The organism is Desulfothermus sp., assembly GCF_053993635.1.
In genome coordinates this window covers 1-10,350 of the sequence record NZ_JBMYBT010000137.1, presented here as the reverse complement: position 1 = coordinate 10,350, position 10,350 = coordinate 1, and the positions used below count along the sequence as shown (strand labels likewise).

11 protein-coding genes and 1 rRNA gene are annotated in these 10,350 nt (G+C 35.5%); 5 read left to right on the top strand and 7 right to left on the bottom strand.

Annotated features, from left to right (window positions below; translation table 11 throughout):
* From ACY2V1_RS10330 to ACY2V1_RS10305, 6 genes are all read right to left on the bottom strand, one after another.
* Positions 1–734 (bottom strand): cyclic di-GMP-binding domain-containing protein, MshE-related (locus ACY2V1_RS10330; RefSeq protein WP_461834716.1); only part of this gene is annotated, 734 nt, incomplete at its 3' end.
* Positions 731–1,516 carry a tetratricopeptide repeat protein gene (locus tag ACY2V1_RS10325; protein WP_461834715.1) on the bottom strand — a complete coding sequence of 262 codons (786 nt, stop codon included), beginning with the start codon at positions 1,514–1,516 and terminating at the stop codon, positions 731–733. The genes ACY2V1_RS10330 and ACY2V1_RS10325, both read right to left, overlap by 4 nt.
* On the bottom strand, positions 1,509–2,042 hold the full coding sequence (locus ACY2V1_RS10320) for an FmdB family zinc ribbon protein (RefSeq protein WP_461834714.1): 534 nt from the start codon (positions 2,040–2,042) through the stop codon (positions 1,509–1,511). Before ACY2V1_RS10320 ends, ACY2V1_RS10325 begins: the two co-directional genes overlap by 8 nt.
* A 45-nt stretch (positions 2,043–2,087) precedes the next feature.
* Positions 2,088–2,675: an indolepyruvate oxidoreductase subunit beta gene (locus tag ACY2V1_RS10315; protein ID WP_461834713.1), complete on the bottom strand. Its 588-nt coding sequence runs from the start codon at positions 2,673–2,675 to the stop codon at positions 2,088–2,090.
* A complete protein-coding gene (gene iorA, locus ACY2V1_RS10310; protein WP_461834712.1) occupies positions 2,675–4,513 on the bottom strand; it encodes an indolepyruvate ferredoxin oxidoreductase subunit alpha in 1,839 nt (612 codons plus the stop codon). Before iorA ends, ACY2V1_RS10315 begins: the two co-directional genes overlap by 1 nt.
* A gap of 2 nt (positions 4,514–4,515) precedes the next feature.
* Entirely contained in the window at positions 4,516–5,193 is a 678-nt protein-coding gene (locus ACY2V1_RS10305) for a tetratricopeptide repeat protein (protein ID WP_461834711.1), read from the bottom strand.
* 118 nt (positions 5,194–5,311) lie between these two features.
* Between ACY2V1_RS10305 and ACY2V1_RS10300 the strand changes: the two genes are divergently transcribed.
* Genes ACY2V1_RS10300 through nadD form a run of 3 tightly spaced genes read left to right on the top strand, consistent with a single transcriptional unit; the run spans position 5,312 to position 8,026 of the window.
* Entirely contained in the window at positions 5,312–6,067 is a 756-nt protein-coding gene (locus ACY2V1_RS10300) for an MBL fold metallo-hydrolase (protein WP_461834710.1), read from the top strand.
* 23 nt (positions 6,068–6,090) lie between these two features.
* Entirely contained in the window at positions 6,091–7,353 is a 1,263-nt protein-coding gene (locus ACY2V1_RS10295) for a glutamate-5-semialdehyde dehydrogenase (RefSeq protein WP_461834709.1), read from the top strand.
* A 28-nt stretch (positions 7,354–7,381) separates the two neighbouring features.
* On the top strand, positions 7,382–8,026 hold the full coding sequence (nadD, locus tag ACY2V1_RS10290; protein ID WP_461834708.1) for a nicotinate (nicotinamide) nucleotide adenylyltransferase: 645 nt from the start codon (positions 7,382–7,384) through the stop codon (positions 8,024–8,026).
* A 17-nt stretch (positions 8,027–8,043) separates the two neighbouring features.
* Here the strand turns inward: nadD and ACY2V1_RS10285 are convergent, their stop codons facing one another.
* Complete coding sequence (locus tag ACY2V1_RS10285; RefSeq protein WP_461834707.1) at positions 8,044–8,451, bottom strand: cereblon family protein; 408 nt, start codon at positions 8,449–8,451, stop codon at positions 8,044–8,046.
* A 277-nt stretch (positions 8,452–8,728) separates the two neighbouring features.
* Here ACY2V1_RS10285 and bioA point away from each other — a divergent pair, with 277 nt between their 5' ends.
* Together bioA and ACY2V1_RS10275 are read left to right on the top strand one after the other, a co-directional pair.
* Positions 8,729–10,015: an adenosylmethionine--8-amino-7-oxononanoate transaminase gene (gene bioA / locus ACY2V1_RS10280; protein ID WP_461834706.1), complete on the top strand. Its 1,287-nt coding sequence runs from the start codon at positions 8,729–8,731 to the stop codon at positions 10,013–10,015.
* Positions 10,016–10,240: 225 nt separating this feature from the next.
* Positions 10,241–10,350 (top strand): 16S ribosomal RNA (locus ACY2V1_RS10275); the annotation flags it as partial.

The following is a 10,350-nucleotide window of genomic DNA, read 5'->3' as shown; positions in this document are numbered from 1 at the left end:
AAAATAACCATGTTCCCGCCAGAAGAATAAAATACTATATTGTTTTCTATTTTAATACCTTCAAGTGTATTTACATTTTCTACGTGACATTTTATGTTTTTATTTGAGAGGTAATTTTTAGTAATTTTAATAAAATTATCTAAAATCTCATATCCACCAAAAATTTTTAGATGGAATATCTTTTTTTCTTTGTTGTATATTGTGATTTTTAAAATAGGCGTTAATTCTAAGTTAATTATTTTTTTATTTACATAAAGAGGTTTTAATATCTCGTGTCTAATTCTTAAAAAATAATTTGAGATAACATCTATAATTAATTTTAGCCTTTTTCTATTAACCCTTTGAATATATTCGTTTAAGTAATTATTTCTTTTGCGCTCTATCTCTATATATTCCTCTAAAAAGGGAGATAACTCTTCAAAAGAGATTATTTTTTTCTCTACAAGTAATTCTCCAAGATGAACATGTTTTACATCCTGCAAAAATAAAATCTCGTCAATTTGTTTTTGAGTAAGAAGATTTAATTTTTTTGCAATTTCACAAAAAGGTTTATCTTCCATTTGTTGAATTTGAATGATCTTTTCTACGTCCTTTGCAGACAAAAGTTCTTTCTCAACACAGAGTTCTCCTATTTTTTTATTTCTTTGTATCTGTTCATTTAAAAGATCGTTCAATGTGTTTTCATCTATTAGTCCCTTTGATACTAAATACTCTCCAAAGAATCTATCATTCATTTTACCATCCCACATGTAGGATTTTGACTTTGTAATCTTTTTTCAATAACTTTTTTTAATTTAATTCCTTCATTAAAATTAGGATTTATAACGAGTCCCTTATTTACAAATTTAAGAGCCTGTTTATACTTATCTAATTCAAACAATACTCTGGCAATATTAAAAAAAAGATGTTCGTCCCATTTTTCCAGTCTATAAGCCTTAAGGTAGTACTTTAAAGCCTCTTTATACATTTTATTTTTTCTCATTTTAATGCCAAATTCATTGAACAGGTGTTTATGTTCCCTCTCAAAGGCAGCATTTAAATTGTAAATCCTTTTAAAAACTAATTTGGCCTTTTCTTTATCTCCCCTATCCAAATAGGTAAGTCCAAGTCCAAAAGTGGCTCTAATATTTTCTTCATCAATTCTAAGTGCATTTTTAAATTCATATTCAGCGCTATAGTATTTTTTATTTCTTCTATACCTTTCTCCTCTTGCAATAGTCTTTTGTAATTCTCTTATTGCTGGATAGACTTTGTTCATGTATATATCAGGTTCAGGTATGAAGTTTTGAAGGAATTCTTCTTTGGAAATAAAAGACTTTGGCCCTGAAGGAACAAAATTCTTATTTATTGGCTGAAGAGATATATTGCCATCTTCTTGTTCTTCCGCAAAAAATAACAAATTGTGACTGCTTTTCTTCTGAGTATGTCCTGCCCCTATCTTTCCTCTTTTTATAATTGAAAATACTCCGTAAATTCTATGAGGATGGCCAATATTTAATCTCTTATTTTTATTCATTTATTATATAGTCATCCATATTATACAGGGTTTCGTCTTCTTTAGGAGGCAACAATTTTGAGATCTTTGTTTTTTTAAGATCAAAGAGTGAATTTTCATCTTCAAATAGATCGCCCATTTCTTCTTCAATTTTTTCAGGGTCCTCGCCTGCTTCTAGTCGTCTTAGGGCCTCTTCCATTGCCCCACCCATTTTAAGGCCTGTTGTTTCAAATAGTTTTTTCATGATTTTTGCCATCTCTTTTGGATTGTCCTCGTCTATTTTATCAGCTTGATTAGCCAGAGAAGCAATGGCACTTTCAAGTTTTTTCTCATCTACCTGAGAGAGCATCCTTGAAATTGGGTCATCCATGTCCCCATTGTCATCCTCTTTTTTTGAAGAAGAAATTACTGAAAAGATAGATACCTTTCTCTTCATGTTTTTGTTTTTGCACTTGGGACAGATGGGGGTGTCTTTTGTGTTTATGCGTTTGCTAAGGAAATTAAATATCATATGACAATTTTCACAATAAAATTCATATACAGGCATTTTTATCACCTCCCATCCATTATTTTTGCATAAGTGCAATAACGATTATTTAATAGCCTCGCTGCCAAGTTTTGCTGCCTTAATATTTATATCCTGTATTTTGGGAGACATATGCTTTTTTATGCCATCAATTAGGTCATTTAAAGTAAAAGGGGACTCATTTAGAGAAAAAAAAGCGCCTAAAAGGACTATATTGGCACACTTTGTTGTGCCTGCTTTTTTTGCTAATTCTATACATGAGAGTTTATAGCTATTTTGTGCACATTGATTTATTTTCTCTTCAATATAATCCATTTCAGGATATTTTTCCATGCCAGTTGACACCCCAACAGGATAGGTTGGTTCTGTATTCCAGACAATGGTTCCCCCTTTTTTTAGGTATTTAAGCGCACGTAGGGTTTCTACTGGTTCAAATCCCAATAAAACATCTGCTTCTCCAATGTCAATTTTAGGGCTTAAATACCCTCCAAGAAGCACAGTGGACTCTACGATTCCTCCCCTCTGTGCCATGCCATGGATTTCACCAGATGTTACCTCTATATTCTTATCCAGGGCAATTAAAGAAATTAAATTAGTTGCAGTCAGGGTCCCCTGTCCACCAACCCCTGCTAAAAATATTCTCATCTTTCCCATTATGATTTCCTTTTTTTGGCTTTTATATAGTTGGTTATTTGTACACAAAACATACACCCAGAACATAGACTTTCATCTATAAAAATTTTCCCATCTTTTTTATAAAAAGCAGGACATGCAAGTTCTTTTAAGCATTTTTCAACTTCTTCATGTTGTTTTTCAACATATGCATAAGTAAGATTTTTTTTCTTAAGTACTCTTGCTGCAAAGAGTGTACATGGCTGCTCAGCAATTATGACTCTAACTCCAGATAATTCTTTAAATTTCTGTAATACAGAAAGGGTTTTTTTGAGATTTAATGGGTTTACCTTTTCAACATGCGTAACACCACATCCCTTAACAATTGTTTCAATATCCACCCTGCTTTTGTTATCTCCGAGTGGTGTTTTTAAAACACCTGGATGTGGCTGATGTCCAGTCATGGCAGTGGTCTGATTATCTAATATAATTACCAGTAAGTTGTGGTTGTTGTGAACTGCATTTACAAGTCCAGTTAATCCAGAGTGGAAAAATGTGGAATCCCCAATATAACCAATTACAGTTTTTCCTGTGGCCCGTGCCATACCAGATCCTCCAGATATAGAGGATCCCATGCAAAATAAAAAGTCACATGCCCTGTGTGGAGGTAAAAATCCCAGGGTATAACAGCCAATATCAGTTGCATAAATTGCATCATCTCCAAAAACCTTTCTAACAGAGTAGTAAACTGCCCTGTGGGGACATCCTGCACACAGGTTTGGGGGTCTTCCAGGAAGTTCCTTTTCTTCTTCACATCCTTTGGTTTTGCTTTTGGGTTTTTCAAGAAATTTGAGGATAGCAGTTTCTATTTTTTTTGTGGAATATTCAAAGAGTCTTGTAAGATTTTCATCCTTTCCATAGACTTTTGTGTTTAAATTGTTTTTTTGGCAAATTACCCTTACACTATCTTCTAAAATAGGCTCTAACTCCTCTAAAACCAAGACCTTTTCCATCTGAGAAAGAAAATCAAGTAAGGTTTTTTCAGCTAAAGGATATGTAATGCCTAGCTCCAGTACAGATACTTCGTCGAAGAGATCTAAATCATTTAACACGTCATTTAAATATGCCCTTGAAATCCCACTGGCAATTATTCCCAATTTGCTTTTTATTCTGACCTTATTATAAGGATGGCTTTCTATCTCTTTTCTTATTTTTTCTAGATTTTCTAAGAGGATAGGGTGCCTTAGTCGGGCTATTGCTGGTAAGGGAACAAATCTAAATGGGTCTTTTTTAAATTCAGCCTCAGGTACTTGTTTCTTTTCGCCAAATACAACTGGTCCTCTTAAGTGGTTTATCCTTGTTGTGGTCCTTAGCATAACTGGTTGCTGCCACTTTCTCGATAAAAGTAATGCCTCTTTGGTCATATCCTTTGCTTCCTGGGCAGTGGAAGGCTCAAAACAGGGGAGACCTGCTAGTCGTGCATAGTATCTATTATCCTGTTCGTTCTGGCTTGAATGGCAGCCAGGATCATCTGCACTAAGTAAAACCAGCCCCCCAGGTGTACCAATATATGCAAGGCTCATAAGGGGATCAGCAGCAACATTTACTCCTACGTGTTTCATGCAAACCAGGGTTGGCACACCTGCTAAGGCTGCTCCTCCCCCAACTTCAAGGGCGACTTTTTCGTTTACTGAATATTCAAAATAAAAGTCTCCATAGGGAGATAATTTATAAAATGTATCTGGTACTTCAGAGGATGGTGTCCCAGGATAGGCTGAAACAAAACCAACTCCCGCCTCAATTGCACCCCTGGCTATTGCCTCATTACCCAATAAGAGGTGTTTTTCTCCTGATTTTGAGTCCAGCAATATGTGTTTCATAATTACTTTCCTTTTGTTTGATTTTGTAATTTTTGCTCTAGTTGAGCTATTTTATATTGATAGAATAACCCATTTGGATCACTTACTCCAAGACTTGATTTTAATTTTTTATATGCCCATAAGGCCTGATCTATATTTTGAGTATCTTCTGCCAATCTTGCAATCTCCATTGTTACTATCTGTGCATATTCCTGATTGTCTTTTAATTTCACAAGTATCTTTAGGGCCTCGGTCTTTTTCCCCATCAGTTTATAACAATTGGCTTTTCCTATCTTTGCAATTACTTTTACATTGAGATCATCACTGTTTTCTGCAACTTTTTCAAACATAGAAACTGCCTTATCATATTGTTTTGTCTTTATGTATAACTTGGCAAGCTGAAGTCTAATCGCCTGTTTTGCTTGTGATGGAGCCTCTTTGAGTAATTTATTTAGTTTAGATATCTTTTCGTTATCTTCTTTTAAAAGCAATATAGAACCAAGTTCTTTTTTGATGTTATTTAATTTATTTTGTGTATACCATTTGTATCCAGAATACCCAGCTGCAATCACAACAACTACGCCCACAGCTATGACAATTTCCCTCAAATGAGAGATGATTTTTTCAACAATAGGCATGGCCTCTTTTGCAATTTCTTCCTCTATTGGAATAGAGAGTTTGTTCTTTTTTTTGTCTTGCATTTGAATTTACCTCCGTGTAGTTTATTTTGAAATTTAAGTTTTTGAGGAGATTTTTTAACCTCTTTTAAAAAAAAGGTCAAAGTAATTTATATAGAGTTAAAAGTCAAAGGAGAAGGGTATGGAGGTGATTTTTCTAGGAGTTGGTGAGGCGTGTGATGAGAAATATCCAAATACATCTTTGCTCTTATACACTGGAAATCAAAAGACACTGCTGCTTGATTGCGGTTTTAGTGTGACCCATGAGTTTTTTAAATATGAAAAAGACGTAAACAAGGTGGACATAATCTGGATTTCCCACTTCCATGGGGATCATTTTTTGGGTCTGCCACTTCTTTTGCTGAGATTTTGGGAACAGGGTAGAATTAAGCCCCTCCACTTTGTTGGCCAGAAAGGAGTCGACTATGTAGTAAGGTCTTCTATGAAGCTTGCATTTCCAACCCTGGCAGACAAGATTTCCTTTGATTATATATTTCACCAGTTAGTAGAGGGGGAAGAAAAAGAAATAGAGGAAATTAAATTTGCTGTAGCCGCTACTGGGCACTCTCAGCCTAACCTAGGAGTTAGGATCTCAGATGGCGAAAAAGTTCTTTATTATAGTGGCGATGGACCACCGAAAGAAGGTTGTTTTGAAATAGCAAAGGCTTGTGACCTTTTGGTTCAAGAAACATTCTTGCTTGATGAGGATATCTATGGACATGGAAATTTTATAGATTGTATTGATTTTGCCAGAAAAGAAGGTGCTAAGAGCTTTGCAGCAGTTCATATGCAAAGAGATGCAAGAAGTAGTATTGTCTCTTATTTTGAGAAAAACAAAGATAAATTTAACGACCTAAACGTTTTTATCCCTCATCATGGGGATAAAATAATCCTTTAAAAATCAACATGGGAGGGAATTTTATGCCTGATATAAGGAACTTAGTATTAGATATTGGAAAGAGGGCTAAAAAGGCATCAAAATTAATGGCCAAGGCATCAACTGAAAAAAAGAACAAGGCACTAATAATACTTTCTGACATGCTTGAGGCTGAAAAAAAGTATATTCAAGAGGAAAATAAAAAGGATCTGGAACTGGCAGAGAAAATGGGACTTAGCAGCGCAAAAATAGACAGGTTAACCCTTTCAGATAAGGTCATAGATTCCATGAGGAAAGGTTGTATGGAAGTTGCTCAACTTCCAGATCCAGTAGGGGCAATTGAAACAATGTGGAGAAGGCCAAACGGTCTTTTAGTTGGTAAAATGAGGATCCCTTTGGGTGTTATTGGGATGATTTATGAATCTCGGCCAAATGTTACAATTGATGCGGGGATCTTGTGTGTTAAGGCGTCAAATGCAGTAATTTTAAGAGGCGGATCTGAAGCATTTTATTCAAATCAGGTCCTGGCTAAGCTATTTTCAAAGGCCTTATCAGAGGCTGGTCTGCCTGAAGATGCAGTGCAACTTATTCCCACAACTGACAGGGCCGCAGTCTCAGAAATGCTCAAATTAGAAGAATATATTGATGTGATAATCCCACGAGGCGGAGAAGGGCTGATTCGAGCAGTGGTAGATGGTGCAAAGATGCCTGTTTTAAAACACTACAAAGGTGTTTGTCACATATACGTGGATGAAGATGTGGATATAGATGAGGCAGTAGAGATAATCTACAATGCAAAGGTTCAAAGACCTGGTGTGTGTAATGCTCTTGAATGCTTACTGGTTCATGAAAAAATAGCGCCTATCCTCCTACCAAAGGTAGGTGAAAAGCTTGGAGGAGTTGGAGTTTTATTTAAGGCAGATAAAAAGTCTTTTAAATATCTTGAAAAGTGGGCTGAAGAAGCCAAAGAAGAAGATTTTGGATATGAATTTTTAGAACTTAAGATGGCAGTTAAAGTGGTAGCAAATCAAGATGAAGCCCAGGAGCATATATCTTTATATGGATCTAATCATACAGAGGCCATTTTGACAAATAATTATCAAAGGGCAATGAAGTTTTTAAAAGAGGTAGATGCATCACTGGTGCTTGTTAATGCTTCCACAAGATTTAATGATGGAGGCGAGCTTGGACTTGGTGCAGAGATTGGTATCAGTACATCAAAATTACACGCATATGGCCCAATGGGAGTAAAAGAGTTAACATCCACCAAGTTTGTAGCCTTTGGAGATGGACAAATACGGACTTAGAGGTAGTTTATCACTTTTTGGAGAGAATATGAAAATAGGATTTGTTGGAGGAAGTTTTAATCCCATACACAATGGCCACATAAGGGTGGCCATTGAAGCAAAAGAACAAATGGATCTTGATTTTGTTGAACTCATCCCAGCTCCTCGCCCTCCCCATAAATTGGATGAAAAATTACTTGATTTTGAGAAAAGGGTAGAGCTTATAAAAATAGCAATAAATGGTATTTCCTTTTTAAGGATAAATACAATTGAAGCAAAGAGGAGCACCCCTTCTTATACAGTTATTACTATAGAAGAATTAAAACAACTATACCCTGGAGATGATCTCTATTTTGTTATTGGAGGAGACGAAATAACCCATTTAACTAAGTGGTATAAATGGAGACATCTTTTTGATTTATGTAATTTTATCGTAGTTGGAAGGAGGGAAGGGGATCTAAAGAATTTGCAATTTTTTATTGAAACAAATCTTTCAGCAAAAACAAACCAGAACTTTGTTTGGCAAGTGGGGGAGTATGAAATACATTATATTGAAATCCCAAGGCTAGAGATAAGTAGCTCTTTGATAAGAAAAAAGGCCGTAGAAAAAAAATCTTTGCGGGGTCTGGTTCCAGAATCCCTCGAGAAAAAAATATCGCAGGAATATTGTAAACTCCTTTTGAAAGATGTGTGATTGTAAGCAATAGAAAATTAATTTTTCTCTTCAATTAGATTTGTGAGAATCAGGCCAAGAAAAGAACTTTCTGAAGACGTATATAGCCATCCTAAATGGTTAAGACATGTGGCACAAACAACTATTTGCCATGCATAACCAGGAAACCATGTAAAATCTTTGGTGGGCTCTCCTGCATGTATAAAATTTTTTCCATCTGAAAAACATCCAAGTTCAAATATTAATCCATGTGGATTTGCGCACACATGTTTGAATTTGCCATTTATTTTAATCTTATGCTTTGTTGAAGTAATCTTGGTTTTGCAAAACTTACACAAATAGTGTATATCTTTCTTTTGCTGGATTTTTTCACTTTGATTTTTAATAGTTAGATCTATATCTATTGATAAACCTTTTTTAAATAAAATAACCTGTGATAAATCCATATATAATCCAAAAATTTTTAAACATTTAGAGGTGGAAAAAATTTAAGGTAACTTTATTACATGTTAAAGATTCAGGGTTATCTAATAGATAAGTGTTTAAACCATTATTGTGGACTAGACCCTTCTCATTTTAAAGGAAAGAAGATTTTTGTAAAGTCAAATATTGTGTTTTGAACCACCAAAGTCAATTTTTCTAAGCGGGGCGTAATTACCACCTAAAAAATAGTAGAGGGAATGTTAGGTGTTTAATGGAAGAAACTTTGAAGGGAGTAATATTATGGATCTAAGGGAACTTATAGAATTTGATAGACACCATATCTGGCACCCCTATACATCAATGAAAAATCCATTGCCAGTATATCCTGTTAAAGAAGCAAAGGGGGTGAGATTAAAGCTATATGATGGCAGAGAGCTTATAGATGGCATGGCTTCGTGGTGGGCTGTGATTCATGGATATAATCATCCTGTGCTAAATGATGCAATAAAGTCTCAACTCAATAAAATGGCACATGTGATGTTTGGGGGAATAACCCATGAACCAGCGGTGAAACTGGCAAAAAAATTAATTGAAATTACTCCTTCTTCCTTGGATGCAGTGTTTTTTACAGACTCTGGTTCGGTATCAGTAGAAGTGGCATTAAAAATGGCATTTCAATATTGGATTTCTAAAGGAAGGGAAGAAAAGTCTAAGTTAATCACAATTAGACGGGGATATCACGGAGATACCTTTGGTGCCATGTCTGTATGTGATCCTGTAACTGGCATGCACGAGATCTTTAGAAATATTTTACCAAAACATTACTTTGCAAAGGAGCCTCAAATTCCCTATGGAGCAAAATGGGAAGATGAAGACATATTTGATATAAAAAAACTGATTGAAAAACACCACAAAGAGGTAGCAGCAGTAATTTTGGAGCCAATTGTCCAGGGCGCAGGTGGGATGAGATTTTACCATGTGGAATACTTACAGAATTTGAAAAAATTATGTAAAGAATATGATATTTTGTTGATATTTGATGAAATTGCAACTGGATTTGGCAGAACTGGTGAATTATTTGCGAGCTTTCTGGCCTCGGTTGAGCCAGATATTATGTGTGTAGGAAAGGCGTTGACTGGCGGATACATGAGCTTTGGAGCCACTCTTTGTTCAAGGGATGTGGCAATGACAATTTCAGAGGGACGGCCTGGGGTCTTTATGCACGGACCAACCTTTATGGGAAATCCCCTTGCATGCTCAGTAGCCCTGGCATCAATAGAACTCCTTTTAAAAAGTAATTGGCATAAAAAAGTAAAGCAAATTGAAAAGATATTGAGACAAGAGATGGAAGATATAAAGGAGTTGGATGGTGTTAAGGATGTGCGTGTGCTTGGAGCCATAGGAGTTGTAGAGGTGGATAAAAATGTGGATGTTGCCAGGATACAGAGGTTTTTTGTGGAAAAAGGAGTCTGGATAAGACCATTTTTAAACTTAATTTATATTATGCCTCCTTATATTATAGAAGAGTCAGAGGTAAAAATTTTATTTGGTGCCATAAAAGAAGCAATTTCAAAAGGTATTTATTAATAATTACAAGATGTTAATGTAAAAAAATATTTTTTTAAAAAAGTTGTTGACAAGCAGGGGTGATATCTATATAGTCCATCTTCCGTTGCGTGAGTGAAAACGCAACAACGAAAAAAAGAGAAAAATTTCAGTTCATTGACAAAGTAGATAGTTATAGGAATGAGGAGGACAGGTAAGGATAGATGCTCTATTCTTTATGGGGTAGGGCAGAAGGTTATATAGTAATAACCTGAGAGTTTGATCCTGGCTCAGAATGAACGCTGGCGGCGTGCCTAACACATGCAAGTCGAGCGCGAAAGTGACCTTCGGGTTGCGAGTAGAGCGGCGGACGGGTG

Bases quoted from the DNA above. Each gene is read 5' to 3' on its own strand.
- ACY2V1_RS10315 (WP_461834713.1), bottom strand. From the start codon at position 2,675: ATGGGAAAGATGAGAATATTTTTAGCAGGGGTTGGTGGACAGGGGACC.
- ACY2V1_RS10325 (WP_461834715.1), bottom strand. From the start codon at position 1,516: ATGAATAAAAATAAGAGATTAAATATTGGCCATCCTCATAGAATTTAC.
- bioA (WP_461834706.1), top strand. From the start codon at position 8,729: ATGGATCTAAGGGAACTTATAGAATTTGATAGACACCATATCTGGCAC.
- ACY2V1_RS10285 (WP_461834707.1), bottom strand. From the start codon at position 8,451: ATGGATTTATCACAGGTTATTTTATTTAAAAAAGGTTTATCAATAGAT.
- iorA (WP_461834712.1), bottom strand. From the start codon at position 4,513: ATGAAACACATATTGCTGGACTCAAAATCAGGAGAAAAACACCTCTTA.
- nadD (WP_461834708.1), top strand. From the start codon at position 7,382: ATGAAAATAGGATTTGTTGGAGGAAGTTTTAATCCCATACACAATGGC.
- ACY2V1_RS10300 (WP_461834710.1), top strand. From the start codon at position 5,312: ATGGAGGTGATTTTTCTAGGAGTTGGTGAGGCGTGTGATGAGAAATAT.
- ACY2V1_RS10320 (WP_461834714.1), bottom strand. From the start codon at position 2,042: ATGCCTGTATATGAATTTTATTGTGAAAATTGTCATATGATATTTAAT.
- ACY2V1_RS10295 (WP_461834709.1), top strand. From the start codon at position 6,091: ATGCCTGATATAAGGAACTTAGTATTAGATATTGGAAAGAGGGCTAAA.
- ACY2V1_RS10305 (WP_461834711.1), bottom strand. From the start codon at position 5,193: ATGCAAGACAAAAAAAAGAACAAACTCTCTATTCCAATAGAGGAAGAA.